Origin of the sequence: Streptomyces sp. SLBN-118 (assembly GCF_006715635.1) — a bacterium.
GTDB lineage: Bacteria > Actinomycetota > Actinomycetes > Streptomycetales > Streptomycetaceae > Streptomyces.
Window position 1 is genome coordinate 3,016,755 of record NZ_VFNP01000002.1, and the last position, 18,144, is coordinate 3,034,898.

The 18,144-nt window shown below is 69.2% G+C and carries 15 protein-coding genes; 5 read left to right on the forward strand and 10 right to left on the reverse strand.

The window, feature by feature from the left end:
* Positions 1–289 precede the first annotated feature (289 nt).
* Entirely contained in the window at positions 290–856 is a 567-nt protein-coding gene (locus tag FBY35_RS32155; protein WP_142217441.1) for a DJ-1/PfpI family protein, read from the forward strand.
* A 126-nt stretch (positions 857–982) separates the two neighbouring features.
* On the opposite strand, the gene FBY35_RS32160 is transcribed toward FBY35_RS32155, so the two are convergent.
* The gene (locus FBY35_RS32160) at positions 983–1,648 is read right to left on the reverse strand and encodes an HAD family hydrolase (RefSeq protein WP_142217442.1); all 666 of its coding nucleotides are present in this window, start codon (positions 1,646–1,648) and stop codon (positions 983–985) included.
* Positions 1,649–1,703: 55 nt separating this feature from the next.
* Positions 1,704–2,210 carry a DUF6912 family protein gene (locus tag FBY35_RS32165; RefSeq protein WP_142217443.1) on the reverse strand — a complete coding sequence of 169 codons (507 nt, stop codon included), beginning with the start codon at positions 2,208–2,210 and terminating at the stop codon, positions 1,704–1,706.
* A gap of 288 nt (positions 2,211–2,498) precedes the next feature.
* Here FBY35_RS32165 and FBY35_RS32170 point away from each other — a divergent pair, with 288 nt between their 5' ends.
* The gene (locus FBY35_RS32170) at positions 2,499–2,933 is read left to right on the forward strand and encodes an Rv3235 family protein (RefSeq protein WP_186357115.1); all 435 of its coding nucleotides are present in this window, start codon (positions 2,499–2,501) and stop codon (positions 2,931–2,933) included.
* A 333-nt stretch (positions 2,934–3,266) separates the two neighbouring features.
* Here the strand turns inward: FBY35_RS32170 and secA are convergent, their stop codons facing one another.
* A complete protein-coding gene (gene secA / locus FBY35_RS32175) occupies positions 3,267–6,080 on the reverse strand; it encodes a preprotein translocase subunit SecA (protein WP_142217445.1) in 2,814 nt (937 codons plus the stop codon).
* Between the two features lie 240 nt (positions 6,081–6,320).
* On the opposite strand from secA, the gene FBY35_RS32180 reads away from it, so the two are divergent.
* The gene (locus FBY35_RS32180; protein WP_142217446.1) at positions 6,321–6,896 is read left to right on the forward strand and encodes a GNAT family N-acetyltransferase; all 576 of its coding nucleotides are present in this window, start codon (positions 6,321–6,323) and stop codon (positions 6,894–6,896) included.
* A 117-nt stretch (positions 6,897–7,013) separates the two neighbouring features.
* Positions 7,014–8,177 (forward strand): winged helix-turn-helix domain-containing protein, encoded by a 1,164-nt coding sequence (locus FBY35_RS32185; RefSeq protein ID WP_142217447.1) that lies wholly within the window; start codon positions 7,014–7,016, stop codon positions 8,175–8,177.
* A 42-nt stretch (positions 8,178–8,219) separates the two neighbouring features.
* Here FBY35_RS32185 and FBY35_RS32190 read toward each other — a convergent pair whose 3' ends face one another.
* From FBY35_RS32190 to mtnA, 7 genes are all read right to left on the reverse strand, one after another.
* On the reverse strand, positions 8,220–8,972 hold the full coding sequence (locus tag FBY35_RS32190) for a response regulator transcription factor (protein WP_142217448.1): 753 nt from the start codon (positions 8,970–8,972) through the stop codon (positions 8,220–8,222).
* A 193-nt stretch (positions 8,973–9,165) separates the two neighbouring features.
* Complete coding sequence (gene hpf, locus FBY35_RS32195) at positions 9,166–9,855, reverse strand: ribosome hibernation-promoting factor, HPF/YfiA family (RefSeq protein ID WP_142217449.1); 690 nt, start codon at positions 9,853–9,855, stop codon at positions 9,166–9,168.
* A gap of 329 nt (positions 9,856–10,184) precedes the next feature.
* Positions 10,185–10,910, reverse strand: coding sequence for a ComF family protein (locus FBY35_RS32205; RefSeq protein WP_142217451.1), 726 nt, complete (start codon positions 10,908–10,910; stop codon positions 10,185–10,187).
* Positions 10,911–11,035: 125 nt separating this feature from the next.
* Positions 11,036–12,889, reverse strand: coding sequence for an LpqB family beta-propeller domain-containing protein (locus FBY35_RS32210; RefSeq protein WP_142217453.1), 1,854 nt, complete (start codon positions 12,887–12,889; stop codon positions 11,036–11,038).
* Positions 12,879–14,894, reverse strand: coding sequence for an MtrAB system histidine kinase MtrB (gene mtrB / locus FBY35_RS32215; RefSeq protein ID WP_142217454.1), 2,016 nt, complete (start codon positions 14,892–14,894; stop codon positions 12,879–12,881). Before mtrB ends, FBY35_RS32210 begins: the two co-directional genes overlap by 11 nt.
* Position 14,895: 1 nt before the next feature.
* Entirely contained in the window at positions 14,896–15,585 is a 690-nt protein-coding gene (mtrA, locus tag FBY35_RS32220; RefSeq protein WP_187740742.1) for a two-component system response regulator MtrA, read from the reverse strand.
* A gap of 4 nt (positions 15,586–15,589) precedes the next feature.
* Positions 15,590–16,735 carry an S-methyl-5-thioribose-1-phosphate isomerase gene (gene mtnA, locus FBY35_RS32225; RefSeq protein WP_142217455.1) on the reverse strand — a complete coding sequence of 382 codons (1,146 nt, stop codon included), beginning with the start codon at positions 16,733–16,735 and terminating at the stop codon, positions 15,590–15,592.
* A 182-nt stretch (positions 16,736–16,917) separates the two neighbouring features.
* Between mtnA and FBY35_RS32230 the strand changes: the two genes are divergently transcribed.
* On the forward strand, positions 16,918–18,144 hold the full coding sequence (locus FBY35_RS32230) for a hypothetical protein (protein ID WP_142217456.1): 1,227 nt from the start codon (positions 16,918–16,920) through the stop codon (positions 18,142–18,144).

The window sequence follows — 18,144 nt, forward strand, 5'->3', positions numbered from 1 at the left end:
GCCCGGACGCTGTGGCGCTCCGGGCGCTGGCCGGGGGCTTCGCTGCCCCCACGGCATATAGCGCTGATCACGGGTCAAGGCTATCGCCCCGCCCCCCCGACCCGTCATGAGCCGTATGTGTACAAAAGCGGGGCCGGAAGTTTGACAGTCTGGACAGCGACACAGGGCCTCTCTTGGCAAACAGCCCGCCGCGGTGCACGTTGGCGGTGACGACACGGCGCCAGCGCGAGCGACGCCGCCCTGCACCGACGGCAGGGGCACCGTCGACAGCCCGACACCGGGAGCAGCCATGACACCGAAGATCCTTATCGTCACCGGCGATGCGGCCGAGTCCCTCGAAGTCCTCTACCCGTATCAGCGGCTGCGGGAAGAGGGGTACGAGGTCCATATCGCGGCCCCCGCCCGCAAAAAACTACAGTTCGTCGTGCACGACTTCGAGCCTGGTTTCGACACCTACACCGAGAAGCCGGGCTACACCTGGCCGGCGGACCTGGCCTTCTCGGAGGTCGAGCCCGGACAGTACGAAGCGGTGGTGATCCCGGGCGGCCGCGCCCCGGAGTACCTGCGCAACGATCCCGAGCTCCGCAAGATTCTGAAGTCCTTCTTCGACGCGGACAAGCCCGTGGCCCAGATCTGCCACGGCCCGCTGCTGACGGCGGCGATCGGCAGCCTGGAGGGCCGCAGGGTCACGGCCTATCCCGCGCTGGAACTGGACATGCAGGCAGCGGGTGCCAGCTTCCAGGACACGGAGGCGGTCGTCGACGGCACTCTGGTGTCGTCGAGGGCGTGGCCGGATCACTCGGCGTGGATGCGGGAGTTCCTCACCGTGCTGCGGGCGAAGGCGCCGGTGACGTAGGGCCGTGACGGGGCGGCCCAGCCCCTCGGGGTATGGGCCGCGCCCGGTTCGGGCACCCGGACGCCGCGCCGGCCTCGGCCACCCCGCCGGGGTGGGGAACAGGCCGGCCTCGGGCGAACCGACCCCTCACGCCACCAGCCGCGTCGCCACCTCCACCGCCTCCGCGAGGCTGTCCACCACCGGCACCCCCGCCGACTCCAGGCTCGCCCTGCTGTGCGACCCCCCGGTGTACAGCACCGCCCGCGCCCCCACGTGCGCCGCCGCCACCGCGTCGTCGACCGCGTCACCTATCACCACGGTCCGGTCCGGTGCCGCGAAGCCGCCGAGCGCCGCGAGGTGGCGCTCCATGTGCAGCGCCTTCGTGCCGCCGGACGGCCCGGTCCGCCCGTCCACTCGTATGAAGTGGTCCTCGATGCCATAGCCCCGTACGACCGGGACCAGCTCCTCGTGCACGTACATACTCAGCAGCGACTGGCTGCGGCCGGCCAGCCTCCACTCGTGGAGCAGCTCCTCGACACCCTCGGTCAGCAGACACCCGATCCGGTGCTCGCTGTAATGGCGATGGAAGGCCTCGTCCATGACCTCCCACTCCGCGTCCGACGGAAGCCGTCCCATGAGCCTCTCGTAGAACAGGGGAATCGGCACGCAGTACATCTGGCGGTAGCGCTCGAGCGTTATCGGCTCCAGGCCGATCTCCTCGAAGGCGGCGTTGGTCGCCCCGATGACAGCCGTGATGTCGTCGAGCAGTGTGCCGTTCCAGTCCCAGACCAGATGCGTGTTGTGCTTCCCCATACGAAAAAGGTACCGGCCGGGTCTGACAGCCTGCCGCGCAGCGGCCTTCGTCGCGTCAGCCGATGAGGTTCGGGATCTCCTGCACCCCGTACCAGAGCAGCTCGTGGTCCTCCGCCCCGTCCACCGTGAACTGAGCGTCGTCGTCGCCCTGGTCCGCGGCCCCCAGGGCGTCCGCCGCGGCCGCCACGTCACCGATCGCGTCGTCCGCGTCCACATGCACCGCCGCCGCCTTGGACAGCGGCACCGCGGTGGCGACCCGCACCTCGCCGAGTGCACTCACCACGAGCGCCCCGTCGGGATCGGCGACCGCGTCCTGGTCCCGTACGTCGACCGCGACGACGACCCGGCGTCTGACCGCCTCCGGGTCACCGGCGAGCAGTCGCAGCGAGGCGGCCGCGGCGCGGTTCAGCGCGGCGTACTCCAGTTCCTCGATGTCGTCGGAGACGTACCACTCGCGCAGTCCCGGCGTGACGGCATACGCGGTCAGCGGCCCGGGGCCGAGTTCGCCCGTCTTGTGCGCCTCTGCGAGACCGGGGAGGGTCAGGGGGACGTAGACGCGCATGGCTGACCGCTTTCGTAGTCGGAAACGCCCTCAGGATACGTGCGAGGTCCGTCCGAGGTCCCCCTTCGGGCTGCTGCCCCGGGCCCCGCGCACCGTCCACCGGAGACGTACCGCGCACCGGCTCACAACCGCCTGCGGCGGGCCCTCGTCACCCTGATAGGTGAACTGTGGCTCCTGTCGCCGCAAGGCGACCGCGCATTGCGGTCCGCCGAGCCCGCCCCGTAGAAGGTCACCAACAAAGTTACCGCCCGGTATCGCACCGGGCCCGGCATATCGGGGGCGATCTGCATGAGCATCAACAGGACGAGGCCCGCGGGGCGGCACGACCAGCGCCGTCCCGCCACGGTGGCGGCAACCGCGATGGCACGCGCACGACGGCAGCACCAGCCGCACTACTGGTTCGCCGACCGCCTTCTCGCGGTGCTCAGCGGCCGGCGGCCGGTGCACTGGATGCTCGGGCACACCATCGGAGAGGCGTACGAACAGCTCGTGCGGCTCGCCCCGGGAGCCCCGTTGCGTCCGGCGGAGCGGGTCACGCCCGTCGTACGGCACTGCGGGGAGTACCACCCCGGCCCCGGGGTGATCGAGGCCTTCGCCAGGATCGGCTCCGGCGACCGGGTCAGCGCGATGGCCTTTCGCCTGGAACAGGGCGCGGACCAGCGCTGGCGCTGCGCCGCGGTGGAACTCGGCGGGGAACGCGTCGGCACATCCGGCGGCCGGTAGCCCGGCGGATGTGCCGACCACAGGAAGCCGCAGGCGGTCCGCTCAGGCGCCTGCGCGCCGAGCGGGGCCGCCTTTGGTCCCTCCTGCACCTGCCGGGCCGTTCGGAGGAAGTCCAGGACCGTGGCGAGCCGTCCCGGCCCGGACTCGATGCCGTCGAAGATGTCCCGCGCTTGAACCCCACCAGCCGGTGCCTGGGCCGGTGCCCGGCGCCTGGGCCTGGGTCGTGCGGCCTCGATTCCTTGAGCGAACGCGAGCCCGTCAGCGAAACGGCCGGGGCCGGACACCGCAATCGGTGTCCGGCCCCGGCCGCTGGCAAGAGTCAGGCGCAGCGAGTTACTTCTTGCGGCGGCGCCCGGCGCCCTTCTGGGCCTTCCGGCGCTCCGCCCGCGTCAGGCCGTCCCCGTCCGAACGGGCCTGACCGTCGTCGCTGATGAAGTCGCCCTCGACGATGCCGCCCTCGCCGTCCACCTTCGGCGCCGAGAAGTGCAGCCGGTCCGGCCGCTGCGGGGCATCGAGCCCCTTCGCGCGGATCTCCGGACGGGAGGCTCCCGCCGGCACGGCGTCCTCCTTGGCCAGCGAAGGAGCCGCGTCCTGCACCGGGACCTCCTCGACCTGCTGCTCGACCTGGACCTCCAGGTTGAACAGATAGCCGACGGACTCCTCCTTGATGCCCTCCATCATGGCGGTGAACATGTCGAAGCCCTCGCGCTGGTACTCCACGAGCGGGTCCTTCTGGGCCATCGCGCGCAGGCCGATGCCCTCCTGGAGGTAGTCCATCTCGTAGAGGTGCTCGCGCCACTTGCGGTCCAGTACGGACAGCACCACGCGCCGCTCCAGCTCACGCATGATGTCCGAGCCGAGCTGCTTCTCACGCTCGTCGTACTGCTCGTGGACGTCGTCCTTGATGGACTCGGCGATGAACTCGGCGGTGATCCCCGCGCGGTCGCCGGCCGCGTCCTCCAGCTCCTCGACGGTGATCTTCACCGGGTAGAGCTGCTTGAACGCGCCCCACAGCCGGTCCAGGTCCCACTCCTCGGCGAAGCCCTCTACGGTCTCCGCCTGGATGTACGCGTCGATGGTGTCGTCCATGAAGTGGCGCACCTGCTCGTGCAGGTCCTCGCCCTCCAGGACGCGGCGGCGCTCGCCGTAGATGACCTCACGCTGGCGGTTGAGGACCTCGTCGTACTTCAGGACGTTCTTGCGCGTCTCGAAGTTCTGCTGCTCCACCTGCGACTGCGCCGACGCGATCGCGCGTGTGACCATCTTGTTCTCGATCGGAACGTCGTCGGGGACGTTCGCCATCGACATCACGCGCTCGACCATCTGCGCCTTGAAAAGACGCATCAGGTCATCGCCGAGGGACAGGTAGAAACGGGACTCGCCCGGGTCGCCCTGACGGCCGGAACGACCGCGCAGCTGGTTGTCGATACGCCGCGACTCGTGCCGCTCGGTGCCCAGCACATAGAGCCCGCCGATGTCGGTCACCTCGTCGTGCTCGGCCTTGACGGCCGCCTCGGCGCGCTCCAGCGCGGCGGGCAGGGCCGCGGCCCACTCCTCGACGTGCTCGACCGGGTCCAGGCCGCGCTGGCGCAGCTCCGCCTCGGCGAGGTCGTCGGGGTTGCCGCCGAGCTTGATGTCCGTACCACGGCCGGCCATGTTCGTCGCGACCGTGACCGCGCCCTTGCGTCCGGCCTGGGCGACGATCGTCGCCTCCCGGTCGTGCTGCTTGGCGTTGAGGACCTCGTGCTGGATGCCGCGCTTGTTGAGCTGCTGCGAGAGGTACTCGGACTTCTCGACCGAGGTCGTGCCGACCAGGATCGGCTGGCCCTTCTCGTGCTTCTCGGCGATGTCGTCGACGACGGCGGCGAACTTGGCGACCTCGGTCCGGTAGATCAGGTCGGACTGGTCCTTGCGGACCATCGGCTTGTTCGTCGGGATCGGCACGACGCCCAGCTTGTAGATCTGGTGGAACTCGGCGGCCTCGGTCATGGCCGTACCGGTCATGCCGGAGAGCTTGCCGTAGAGGCGGAAGAAGTTCTGCAGGGTGATCGTGGCGAGGGTCTGGTTCTCGTCCTTGATGTCCACCCCTTCCTTCGCCTCGATCGCCTGGTGCATGCCCTCGTTGTAGCGGCGGCCGGCGAGGATACGGCCGGTGTGCTCGTCGACGATCATGACTTCGCCGTCGATGACGACGTAGTCCTTGTCCTTCTTGAACAGTTCCTTGGCCTTGATGGCGTTGTTCAGATAACCGACGAGCGGGGTGTTCACCGACTCGTAGAGGTTGTCGATGCCCAGCCAGTCCTCGACCTTGGCGACACCCGGCTCATGGATGGCGACGGTCCGCTTCTTCTCGTCGACTTCGTAGTCGCCGGTCTCCTCGATGCCCTTGAGGGGGTTGCCCGCCTCGCCCTTGGACAGGCGCGTGACCAGCTTGGCGAAGTCGCCGTACCACTTGGTGGCCTGGTCGGCCGGGCCGGAGATGATCAGCGGTGTACGGGCCTCGTCGACGAGGATCGAATCGACCTCGTCGACGATGGCGTAGTTGTGGCCGCGCTGGACGAGCTCGTCCTTGGACCACGCCATGTTGTCGCGGAGGTAGTCGAAGCCGAACTCGTTGTTCGTTCCGTACGTAATGTCGCAGTTGTACTGTTCGCGGCGCTGAGCCGGCGTCATGTTGGCGAGGATGCAGCCGACGCTCAGGCCCAGGAACTTGTGGACCCGGCCCATCATCTCGGAGTCACGCTCGGCCAGGTAGTCGTTCACCGTGATCAGGTGGACGCCCTCGCCCGAGAGCGCGTTGAGGTAGGCGGGGAGCGTGCCGACGAGGGTCTTGCCCTCTCCGGTCTTCATCTCGGCGACATACCCGAGGTGCAGCGCGGCGCCGCCCATCATCTGTACGTCGTAGTGGCGCTGGCCGAGGACGCGCTTGGCGGCCTCACGGACGGTCGCGAACGCCTCGGGGAGCAGGTCGTCCAGGCTCTCACCGTCGGCGTACCGCTCCCTGTACTCATCGGTGAGAGCCCGCAACTCGGCGTCGGAGAGGTTGACGAAGTCCTCTTCGATGGAGTTGACCTGGTCCGCGATGCGGTGCAGTTTGCGCAGGATCTTGCCTTCGCCTGCACGCATGAGCTTGTTGAAGACGGACACTGAGGTTGGTCTCCTTGCCGATCGGGCCTGGCACTGGGTCTTGTTATGGACACTGGCGCGGGCACGGCAGGTGGGCCCCACCGCAACGGCCATCGTAAGCGAGGACCGGGCCGTGTCGGGAGGTCCGCCCTCTGCCAGGCCTGCTGTCACCCGCAAAGAGAACGCGCGGGACGCGCGGAAGGTGCCGGTGAGGTACGAAAAGTGCTCGCATCCCTGCGCGGACATGACCAGAATCCGGTCATGGAGCCCATCACCCTCACCACCGAACGCCTGCTGCTGCGGTCCTTCACGAGCGACGACACGGAGGCGGTCTACCAGGCGTGCCAGGATCCCGACATCCAGCGATGGACGACCGTCCCCTCGCCCTACGAGCGCCGGCACGCGAGCGAATTCACCGGACAGACGGTCCCGGAGGGCTGGCGCTCGGGCACGATGTGCACCTTCGCGGTGCTGCCGCGCGCGGGCGGTGCGCTGATGGCATCGGTCGCGGTCAGCCTGCGGACTTTCTCGGGCACCTGGGAGATCGGCTTCTGGACGGACAAGGAGCACCGGGGGCGCGGCGTCATGGCGGAGACCGTGGGTGCCGTGGCGCACTGGGCCTTCACCACGCTGGGGGCCACACGTCTGGAGTGGCGGGCGGAGGTCGGCAACGAGGGCTCGCGGGCCGTCGCCGAGAAGGCCGGCTTCGTGATCGAGGGGTCGCTGCGGGCCGCCCTTCTGAACAAGGACACGCTCAGGGATGTCTGGGTGGGGGCGCTGCTCCCCTCTGATCTGGGGCTGTCGAGCACCCGTCCCTATCTGCCGCCCAGGGGCTGACGCCTGTGGGTGGGGCAGGCGGCGAGGCGCGGTGGCCGTGTGGGGGACGGGCTGCGGGACGGCGGGCGGGCCTGAGGCCAGGACCGATTGTCAGTGCCGCCGTCTAGGGTGCGGACCATGACCCCTGTGCCGCCGCCCGCCGCCGAACTGTCCGCCGACGAAGCACGCCGCATAGCCCTGCGCGCCCAGGGGTTTCTCGGCGCGCCCGACCGGCGCGGCGGGGTGCGGGGCGTGCTGCGTCATCTCGGCGCCGTCCAGCTGGACACGATCTCGGTGCTGGCGCGCTCGCACGAGCTGATTCCGTACGCGCGCCTCGGGGCTGTGGGCCGCAGGACGGTCGAGGATGCGTACTGGACCGAGGGCCACAGCTTCGAGTACTGGTCGCACGCCGCCTGCATTCTGCCCGTCGAGGAGTGGCCCCACTTCGCCTTCCGCCGCCGCGCCTACCGCGCCCGCCCGCACTGGAACCACGACCTCCCCGAGGGCGCCTACGACGCGGTGATCAAGCAGCTGCTCGCCGAAGGCCCGCTCACCGCGACGGAGTTGGGCGGCGCGAAGAACGGCGGCGAGTGGTGGGACTGGTCGGCCTCGAAAGTCGCCGTCGAGCGCGCGCTGATGTACGGCGAGGTGGTGTGCACCGAGCGGCGCGGCTGGAAGCGGGTGTACGACCTCGCCGAGCGGGCCATCCCCGATGATCTTCTGCACGACGAGCTGGACGACCCGGAATGCCTGCGCCGGCTCGTCCGCCTCGCGGGTGAGTCGCTCGGTGTCGGCACCCGCGCGGACATCGCGGACTACCACCGCCTCAAGGGCGAGCAGTTCGACGCCGTGGTGGCGGACTCGGGGCTGGTCCCGGTCACGGTCGAGGGCTGGCCCAAGTCCGCCTGGGCGGATCCGCAGGCGCTCGCCTCCGAGCCGCGCGGCCGGCATCGTACGACCCTGCTCTCACCGTTCGACTCGCTCGTCTGGGAACGGGCACGCACCGAGCGGATCTTCGGCTTCACGCACCGCCTTGAGGCGTATGTCCCCAAGCCGAAACGGGTGTACGGCTACTTCGCGATGCCGCTGCTGTCCGGCGGGAAGCTGCTGGGCCGTGTCGACCCGGCCCGCGAGGGCACGACGCTGGTGGCGCGCCAGGTGTCGCTGGGCAGCGCGAAGGCGGTGGCACCCATGGCCCAGGCGCTGCGCGAGGCCGCTCAGTGGGTCGGCTGCCATGCGGTACGCATCGAACGGGTAGACCGCGCCGAGCTGACCGCCGACCTGGTCAAGGCAGTCTCCTGAGCGCCACCGGTGATCAGTGCCGGTAGTCAGTACCGGTGAGCACTACCGAATCTCGAGGATCTTCTCCCGCATCGCGTAGACCACGGCCTCCATCCTGGAGTGCAGCTGCAGCTTCTCCAGGATGTTGCGAACGTGGTTCTTCACCGTGTTCTCGGAGATGAACAACTCCTTGGCGATGTCCCGGTTGTTCATCCCCGTGGCGACCAGCTTGAGCACTTCCAGCTCCCGGTCGGTCAGCCGGGGCGCGGGCACGAGCCTGCGCTCGTCGGTGCGCTGGATCATCGACTTGAACTCGGTCAGCAGCTTGGAAGCCATGGACGGGCTGATCTGCGACTGCCCGTCGGCCACCGCGCGGATCGCCGTGGCCACCTCGTCGGTGGAGATTTCCTTGAGCAGATAGCCGGTTGCGCCCGCCTTGATCGCGTCGTAGAGGTCGGCCTCCTCGTCGCTGATCGTCAGCATGATGATCTTCGCACTGGGAGCCACCTCCTTGATGGACGTACACGCTTCGATGCCGCCGCGCTTGGGCATCCGCACATCCATCAGCACGATGTCGGGAAGAAGATCGGCGGCCTTGTCGACCGCTTCGGCGCCGTCGCCCGCCTCGCCCACGACCTGGATGTCCTCCTCCTGCGCGAGGACGATCTCCAGTCCCCGCCGGAACAGGGCGTGATCGTCGACCACAAGAACCCTGATGGGCTCCTTGCGGGAGTCACCGTGTCCCGCGCCGCCTTCGGCGACTGTGGAGCCGGCGTCGCCCGTGTCGCTATGAACCGGCCCGAAGCTGTCCGCCATCGTTCCTCCCCCTGAAGGCCGCGGCCTGAAGATCATGTCTCGTCCGCCAACGACATTACAGAGTGCATCGGTTGGCCTGGGACGCCATGCTTTCATGCCCGGGCGGCAGAGCGGTGCTCCTTGTGGTCGCACGGTGGTGCCCCTGGGGGCGCACGTTGCACTCCAGGGGCACCATCTACCAGCCTGGCGGCCGCTATCCGCCGAGCGCACCTCCGGCCCCGCCCGCCTCGGATCCGGCCAGCGGGTCGGTCTCCAGGTGGATGACGCCATAGTCGTAGGCGTGCCGTCGGTAGACGACACTGGGCTGCTTCGTCTCGGAGTCGACAAAGAGGTAGAAGTCGTGCCCGACCAGTTCCATCTCGTAGAGGGCCTGGTCGAGCGTCATCGGTGCTGCGGTGTGGACCTTCTCGCGGACCACCAGCGGTCCCTCGCCCTGGATTTCGAGCGAGCCGATCCTGGTGGTGGGAATGGATGGGGGCGCCTCTTCGACGAGGGGCCGGCCGTTGGCGTTCAATTGGGCGACGCCGGGGACGACATCGGCTACCTCGGAGGCCGAAATCCGGCCACTTCCACGGCGGTTGTAGCGCTTCTCGTGCTGCTTGCGCAGCCGGGCCTCAAGCTTGCCGGTGGCGAGGTCGAGCGCTGCGTACGGGTCGGCGGCTGCGGCCTCCGCCCGGATCACCGGGCCTCGGGAATGGAGCGTGATCTCCACACGGTCGGAACGGTCGGCCTGCCGCGGGTTGTGCTCCTTGGACACCTCGACGTCCAGGCTGATCACCTTGCCGTCGAGCTTCTGGATCTTCTCCAGCTTCAGCTTCTCGGCCACGTGCTTGCGGAACCGCTCGGGCACCTCGGTCTTGCGGCCCTTGACGACGATGTCCACGCAGAACTCCGTTCCCGGATAGCTCCGTCCGCTCGCAGGCTGCGGAGCGTCTCCCTCTTGCACCAGACTCCGGTGATCACCGGAGTCTCGGACTTGGCGACTTTCACCTCCTCCTCCCCAGTCGACAAGATCCCCACCCACCACTTTCGAGGTTTTGTGTCCCTCGAATCCCTGGCCGCAACCGGCCCTGCTTTCGGTGCGGTACGGCAATCGCCATTCCTCACAACCGAACATATCTCGCCCGGACCTGTGTCGGCACCCGCTACCAGCGCGTACCTCCATTCGGGCCTTATTCGGCTCTCACTACCTGCAACGATGCAAGTTCTCGGTCAGTTCCGACGCATTTCGAAAGACAGCGGCGGGACGGCGACCACCGCGGCGCCAAGCCACAGCGGTCCGGGAAATCGCAGCGCGGAGGCCGCACGGAGCGCCCGCGCCGCCTCGGCCAGCGACGCCCCGGTGGTCATGAGGTCGTCCACCAGGACCACCCTGCCGTCTGCCAGAAGCCGTCCCCCCGCGGCGGCGACATCCAGGGCCGCCGCCAGATTTTCCACCCGCATACGGGCCGTGAGACCCGCTTGGTCGGCCACGTCCCGCCGCTGGCGCAGCACCGGGAGCACCCTGGCCTCCGTCCCCGTCCGCCGCAGCTCGCCCGCGGCGGCCAGCGCCATACGCCGCACGGCATCGTGCCCCCGCGCCCGCACCGCACGCCGCGCCGACGGCACCGGTACGAGGAGCAGCGGGCCAGTCCCCCGGCCGGTTGACGACGCCGAGCCCCGCACCGCCCCGGCGAGCGCGACACCCAGCGGCCGGGCCAGCCCCAGCATTCCCCGCTCCTTGTGCGCCAGCAGCAGGGCACGCACGGCATCGGCATACGGAGCGGCGGCGTGCACCACCGGCAGGCCCGGGGGCTCGGGCACCGGCCTCGCCCTGCGCGCCAGGCTGCCGTACAGCGCCCACGCGCACTCCTCGCACAACGGCGTACGAGGAGTGCCGCAGCCGCCGCAGGCGACCGGCAGCACCAGACCGGAGATTTCCCGCCACCATCCCCGCATGACAACCACTGTGCCGATGACTGGAGCGCCGTTCCACCCCTGTGGATAACCTCCACTCGGGACAGCTCCGGCGGGCCTCCACGGGCCCTGTGAGGCGTCGCAGGGCCCCTGTTTCCGGCAACCTGTTACCCCGGGTAGACCGGCGACGAGCCCTTCTTGACGAGCGTCTGCCAGTTCGCGCCGGGCGGCAGCTTCACGATGCCGTCATCCTCCGAGTACGCCACCAGCGGGCTGCTCTCGTCGTCGGAGGCGGCGACAGCCTTGACCCGGTTCAGACCCGGCAGGACGCTCGTGTCCGAACTCGAGCCGTCCGTCTGCATGTACCGCACCTGCTGCACTCCGCCGGACTCCTTGCCGACCACCACGAGCCTGCTGGGTCCCGCCCAGGAAACAGCCGTCACCGTCTCCATCTGCGGCGCCGCGGGCCGCAGTTCCGCGACGGACACCACGGGGTTGGCTTTCGGGCCCTGGCGCTCGACACGTCCGATCTTCAGCGTCGTCTTGTCGTCCTTGGTCAGCAGCAGCGCGACGCGCACACCGTCGGCCGAGACCCTGACCGCCTCGATCCGTGCGCCGTCGAGCCCGGGGATGATCTTGACGGTCTGCGGTGCACCCGCGCCCTGCGCCAGGCGCAGCAGCGCCGGATGACGAGGATCACGATCGGCGACCCACAGATCGTTCCGGCCGTCCCAGCTGGGCGCCGAAAGCCGGTTCGCGGGGCTGTCGCCGTGGCTGCGGACCAGCGGCTGGCCGAGCTCGCTGTCCGCCATGAGGGACGACACGTACAGGCTGCTGTAGTCCTTCGCGACGGCCGCCGCGGTGCGCTCGTCGCGAGCCACCCCGACCATGCTCATCTGCAGGCGGCCATTGCCGAACGGACCGAGCACATTCTCCGGCTCGGTTGCGTCCTTGGCGGCGCCCGACAGCAGCGCCAGTTGGTTCTTGCTGTCGACGAAGTACTGGTTCATCGACTGGCCCGAGACGTGGCCCCCTGCGTACCCCTCGGCCTGGCTGCTGTTGACCACGCACAGCTGCGAGCCGTCCGCACGCTGCAGCTCCACCTGCTCGACCCTGGTGGACGTCAGATCCTTCAGCGTGAACAGAATCTGCGCCGCCATCCTCGAACACTGCAAGCGGCCCACATTGGACGCCTTCTCGTTGAGTGGCACCTTCAGCGCGTTCCGGTCGTCGAACGCCAGCGACTTGGTGCCCTTCTTCAGCGTCGTGCCGGTCGGGAAGGGCGACTCGACCACAGGCTTCAGCCAGTTCGTCGGACCGTCGAGCAGCGCCTTGACCGACTGCGTGACCGGATCCATCCGGGTCACGGGGTCGAGCCGCTGACGGATGTAGACCGGGTCGGCCACCATCGTGGAGGCCTGGCCCGAGGCGAAGTAGTACTTGTTCACCGAGATGTAGTTGCGCCGGAAGTCGGACGCGCCGAGCACCAGCCCCGGCGGCAGCTTGTCGATCCGCCACTCCTTGCCGTCCGGACCGCTCTGCTGGGTCAGGTGAATCGTCTCGCTGTACGGGCTGGGCGTGACGGCCTGGTAGGCATGCTCCGGGTCCACCGTGGCGATCTGCGTGCCCAGGAGCGGATAATCGACTCCCGGATTCTCCCGGCCGCCGGTTATCGCCTGCCCAGAGCCGGGCGCGGCCGACAGCACCGTGGTGCCCGCGTCCGGCCGCCACTTCTTGGAGGTCTCCGGCATCAGATACGTCCGGGCGATGGCGAAGTCCGTATCGTCGCTGGTCATCGCCTCCAGGAAGCCAGTGACGATCTCGATCGGACTGGCGCCCTTGCGCGGCGGCACCGCGTACACGCGCACCTGCGAATCCGCACGCTGGGACGCCTTCACCGCGTGGATGTCGCCGCTGTCGGGCATCGAGGCGCACCCCGCCAGGAGCACACCGCTGCAGCCCAGCAGGGCGGAAACCTTGAGCGCGCCTCGGCGGCTGTCGCGTCGGGGGTCAGCGCCCACGAGTCGTGTCCTCCCGGTCCGAAGAAACCTGTGCTGCCGAGTCGCCACGCCGCTCCCCCAGCGGTCGTGCCACCACGCGGGCGCCGTTGCCCGGCAGAGCCGCCGGGTCCACACCCGCCGGGCTCGTGGGGGGCGGCACCGGAGCACGCGGCGGCACGGGCAGGACCGAGCGGTCGGTCGCCGGCTGCGTGGGTACGGCCGCCAGCCGGTGTCCGTTCATCTCCGGGACGGCGGAGTCGGCGCGCTCGCGGTTCTGCCGCGAATCCTCCGGCTCGAGGGGTATCGGCGAACCGCGCAGCGGCTCGTCCGCCGTACGCGGCAGGGTCAGCCGGAACTGCGAGCCCCCACCGGGCTCGCCCCACGCCTGCAGCCAGCCGCCGTGCAGCCGGGCGTCCTCGACCGCGATGGACAGACCGAGACCGGTGCCGCCAGTCGTACGGGCCCGCGCCGGATCGGCCCGCCAGAAGCGGCTGAAGACCCGGGTCGCCTCCCCCGGCTTCAGCCCCACTCCGTAGTCACGCACCGCGACAGCAACGGCCCCTCCTGCGACCGCCATCCGCACCACCACGTCCCTGCCCTCACCGTGCTCCACGGCGTTGACGACCAGGTTCCGCAGCACACGCTCCACACGCCTGGCATCGGCCTCGGCCACCACCGGCTGCTCGTCGCCGATCACGCGTATCCGGGTGCCCTTGCGCTCGGCCAGCGGCTCGGCGCCGCCGATCACCCGCCGCACCACCTCGCGCAGATCTATCGGCTCGGCCTCCAGCGCCGCCGCGCCCGCGTCGAAGCGGCTGATCTCCAGCAGATCGGAGAGCAGCGACTCGAAACGGTCGAGCTGGTCCCCGAGAAGCTCCGCCGAGCGCGCCGTCACCGGATCGAAGTCCGCCCGCGCCTCGTGAATGACATCGGCTGCCATCCGCACGGTCGTCAGTGGCGTACGCAGCTCGTGCGACACATCCGAGACGAAGCGCCGCTGCATCCGGGAGAGCTCCTCCAGCTGCTGGATCTTGAGCTGGAGGTTCTGCGCCATCTTGTTGAAGGCCTCGCCGAGACGGGCGATGTCGTCCTCGCCGGTGACCTTCATCCGCTCCTGGAGACGGCCTGCGGAAAGCCGCTCGGCGATTCCCGCAGCCATCCGCACAGGTGTCACGATCTGCCGCACCACAAGCCAGGCGATCGCTCCCAGCAGGACGACGACGAACAGCCCGGCCGTGGCGAGGGTTCCTCTGACCAGGTTGAGCGACTGCTCCTCCTGCGCCAGCGGGAAGAGGTAGTACAGCTCGTACGGATTGCCCTCGATGTCGTTCAGTCGCGTACCGACGACCAGTCCGGGCTCTGGCTCGTGCTCGTTGTTGTACTTGATCTGCATGTACGTCTCGTACGTGCCGGTCCCCTGGTCGACCGCGTTCCTCAGGCCCTCGGGAATGCTCTCGAAGGCCACGCTCCCCGAGGTCCGAGGCCCGCGGCCCGCATCCTCGGAGTCGGCACTGAGCGCCACCACGTGGAACGCGCCCTGCCCGCCGCTGGAGAGCTGCTGCACCAGATCTGACCGCCAGGAACTGCCCGCGGTCCTGCCGTCCGCGACGGCGCCGTTGCGCCCGCTTCCCGGACCGTTGAGAAGGTTCGCCTTCTCGCGCGCCACGGCGAAGCCGCCGGCCGCCTGGCTCTGGGCAGCCTTGTCCTTGGCGTCGAGCAGACCGTTGCGCACCTGTCCGATCACGACGAAGCCCAGCAGCACCACCACGCCGAGCGACATCAGCAGCGTGCTCGCAACCACCCTGAGCTGGATGTTCCGCCGCCACAGCCGCACAGCGGGCAGCAGCGGACGGCGCACCCAGCGCATCAGGAGCCGAAGAACCGGGCCCCCCGGCGCACTGCCGGCGGACAGCCGTCCCCCCTGGAACAGACGGCCGAATCGCGAGGGCTCATTCCCCGGTCCGGCAGCCCGCCCCGTACGGACTCCCGGCTCGCCGGGCTTCGGAGCAACGCTGCCTTGGGACATGTCAGCTCGGCCCGGCCTTGTAGCCGACACCACGGACGGTCACGACGATCTCCGGACGCTCAGGGTCCTTCTCGACCTTGGAACGCAACCGCTGTACGTGCACATTGACCAGCCTGGTGTCGGCGGCGTGGCGATAACCCCACACCTGCTCCAGCAGCACCTCGCGGGTGAACACCTGCCACGGCTTGCGTGCGAGTGCCACCAGCAGATCGAACTCGAGCGGAGTCAGGGCGATCGACTGCCCGTCCCGCTTCACGGAGTGTCCGGCCACATCGATGACCAGATCCCCGATCGTCAGCTGCTCCGGCGCAGGTTCCTCCGACCTCCGCAGCCGCGCCCGGATCCGGGCGACCAGCTCCTTCGGCTTGAACGGTTTGACGATGTAGTCATCGGCCCCGGATTCCAGGCCCACCACCACATCCACGGTGTCGCTCTTGGCCGTGAGCATCACAATCGGCACGCCGGACTCCGCCCTGATCAGCCTGCACACCTCGATGCCGTCCCGTCCGGGAAGCATGAGATCCAGCAGTACAAGATCGGGTTTGGCCTCACGGAAAGCGGCAAGCGCCTTGTCACCGTCCGCCACGAACGACGGCTCGAAACCTTCACCACGCAGCACAATGCCGAGCATCTCGGCCAGTGCGGTGTCGTCGTCGACGACAAGGACTCGTCCCTTCATAATCGACATCATCCCATTAGCTAATCGTTACCTGGCGTGACCTGGCCCACAGCTCCGCTATTCCACCCCCGGTGACCGGGGACAACGCACCCTGCTCGGTGACGATCGCCGTCACCAAATCCGGCGGTGTGACATCAAACGCCGGGTTGTACGCCTGGGTTCCCAGCGGGGCGACGGACAGCCCGCCACCCGCTCCCCCAGCCACCGCGATCTGCGGCGCTGTGACCTCCGTCACTTCCTGCCCAGGTCGCTGCTCCACCTCTATCGAGGCCCCGTCCGACGTACTCCGATCGATCGTCGTCGTCGGCGCGACCACGATGAACGGCACATGGTGGTACTTCGCAAGCACCGCCAGCGGATAGCTCCCCACCTTGTTCGCCACCGATCCGTCGGCGGCGATCCTGTCGGCCCCGACCAATACCGCATCGACCTCTCCCGCCGCGAACAGCGAGCCTGCGGCATTGTCCGTGAGCAATGTGTACGCCATTCCGTTCCGCGCCGCCTCATAGGCGGTCAGCCGGGCGCCCTGCAGCAGCGGCCGTGTCTCGTCCACCCACAGCCTCCGCAGCCTGCCCGCGCGGTGCGCCCTGAGCGCCACGGCGAACGCGGTGCCCTCTCCGCCCGAGACCAGCGCCCCGGTGTTGCAGTGGGTCAGGATCCGGTGACCGCCGCCCGGCAGCAGTTCGTCGAGCAGCACCAGACCGTGCTCAGCCATCCGGCCACTGGCCGCGGCATCCTCCTGATGGAGCGCCTTGGCCGTGGCCAGCACCGCATGTGCCGCCTGCTCGGCATCCGCCTTCTTGTCGACCGCCGCACGGTATGCGGCCACCGCACGCCGCACGCCGTACCCCAGATTCACCGCGGTGGGCCTCGCCCGTTCCAGCAGCTCGGCCGCCTCTTCCACGTCGTAGCCCCGCACGGCCGCGAGGGCCACCCCGTAGGCCCCCGCGATACCCAGCAGCGGCGCCCCGCGCACGGCGAGTGTCTGGATCGCCCGCACCAGTGCGGGCACATCGGTGCAGACCAGCTCGATCTCGTCGGCGGGCAGCCGGGTCTGGTCGAGCAGTACCAGTACCGGCCCTTCCGGCGGCTCGTCCCAGCGCAGCACCGGAAGCGGGGGCGACTCGGTACCAGCCGGGTTTTGTACGTACTGATCAGCCATCCGCCCAGTCTGCCCGGTGAGCCACCGACATTGAAGGTGCGAGGGAGATACATGCCCCCGCCCACCCGCGGCCGACGCGTGGCACGATGGCCACCAACCTGCCGTCTCATCCAAGGGACAGGCACCTCGAACGTGCCGGCTCGGCGAGCCGGTCCCGCGACCAATCCATGAGGTGGACGACCGTGAACGACACTCCGGGCTGGGCCTCGCCCGGATCTGCTCCCTCCGACGGGCAGGACGCCGACGTTCCCCGGCCTGCCGCGCCTGACGGCGAGAGCGGCCCCGCCTCGAAGTGGTCCGCCGAGCAGCCGCCGCCGGGCCGGTGGTCCGCGCCGACCGTCCAGGGTGCCGACCGGATCCCCGCACCGCCGCCTGCCCCCGGCTGGGGCGGACAGCCACGCGGCAGCTGGGGCACGCCACCGACCGCCGCCAAGCCCGGCGTCATCCCTCTGCGCCCCCTGGGCGTCGGCGAGATCCTCGACGGCGCTGTTTCCACCCTGCGCGCCCACTGGCGAACGGTGCTGGGCATCACGATCACCGTCTCGGTGGTCTCCCAGATCTGCAACATCCTCGTCGAGCGCTACCTGCTCCCCGAGCCGCCCGAGGTCAACCCGGACGCAACGCCCTCGGAGGCCCTGAGGCAGTCCGTGGACTCGCTCCAAGCCAGTCTGCTCGCCATGGCCCCGGCGCTGGTCATCACTTTGATCGCCACTCTGTTCACCACGGCACTCCTCACCATAGTGATCAGCCGCTCCGTGCTCGGCCGCCCGGTGACGCTCTCCGAAGCCTGGCAGGAGGCACGGCCCCGGCTTCCCCAACTGCTGGGCCTGACCCTGCTGTTGCCCCTGATCAGCGCTGCCATCATGACCGTGGCGATTCTTCCCGGTGTGCTGCTCGGGGGCGGAGGGGGAGTCGCGCTTGCCATGCTCGGGGGCTTCGCCGCCTGCGGGGTTGTCCTCTGGCTGATGATCCGGTTCGCCCTCGCCTCTCCCGCGCTGATGCTGGAGCGCCAGGGTGTCGTCGCGTCGCTGCGCCGCTCGGCCAAACTGGTCCAGGGCGCCTGGTGGCGGACCTTCGGCATCGTCGTGCTCACCCTGCTGCTGACACTGCTGGTCTCGATGATCATCGCCGTGCCGTTCACGGTGATCGCGTTCGCGGTGGACGGCAGCGGCTTCAGCGAACTCTTCGCCGGAAACGGCCCCGACTTCGGATGGCCGTTCCTGATCATCACCGGCATCGGCTCGGTGATCGCCTCCTCCATCACCTACCCGATCTCTGCCGGCGTGGCGGTCCTCCTCTACATCGACCAGCGCATCCGCCGCGAAGCTCTCGACCTGGAACTCGCACGGGCCGCGGGCGTCCCCGGCTACGGCTCCGCGCCCCCGGGCCACCACACCTCCAGGAGCTGA

Excerpts from the sequence above, each read along its gene's own strand:
- FBY35_RS32155 (WP_142217441.1), top strand. The coding sequence starts at position 290 with ATGACACCGAAGATCCTTATCGTCACCGGCGATGCGGCCGAGTCCCTC.
- FBY35_RS32160 (WP_142217442.1), bottom strand. The coding sequence starts at position 1,648 with ATGGGGAAGCACAACACGCATCTGGTCTGGGACTGGAACGGCACACTG.
- FBY35_RS32165 (WP_142217443.1), bottom strand. The coding sequence starts at position 2,210 with ATGCGCGTCTACGTCCCCCTGACCCTCCCCGGTCTCGCAGAGGCGCAC.
- FBY35_RS32170 (WP_186357115.1), top strand. The coding sequence starts at position 2,499 with ATGAGCATCAACAGGACGAGGCCCGCGGGGCGGCACGACCAGCGCCGT.
- FBY35_RS32180 (WP_142217446.1), top strand. The coding sequence starts at position 6,321 with ATGGAGCCCATCACCCTCACCACCGAACGCCTGCTGCTGCGGTCCTTC.
- FBY35_RS32185 (WP_142217447.1), top strand. The coding sequence starts at position 7,014 with ATGACCCCTGTGCCGCCGCCCGCCGCCGAACTGTCCGCCGACGAAGCA.
- FBY35_RS32190 (WP_142217448.1), bottom strand. The coding sequence starts at position 8,972 with ATGGCGGACAGCTTCGGGCCGGTTCATAGCGACACGGGCGACGCCGGC.
- FBY35_RS32205 (WP_142217451.1), bottom strand. The coding sequence starts at position 10,910 with ATGCGGGGATGGTGGCGGGAAATCTCCGGTCTGGTGCTGCCGGTCGCC.
- mtrB (WP_142217454.1), bottom strand. The coding sequence starts at position 14,894 with ATGTCCCAAGGCAGCGTTGCTCCGAAGCCCGGCGAGCCGGGAGTCCGT.
- mtrA (WP_187740742.1), bottom strand. The coding sequence starts at position 15,585 with ATGATGTCGATTATGAAGGGACGAGTCCTTGTCGTCGACGACGACACC.
- mtnA (WP_142217455.1), bottom strand. The coding sequence starts at position 16,735 with ATGGCTGATCAGTACGTACAAAACCCGGCTGGTACCGAGTCGCCCCCG.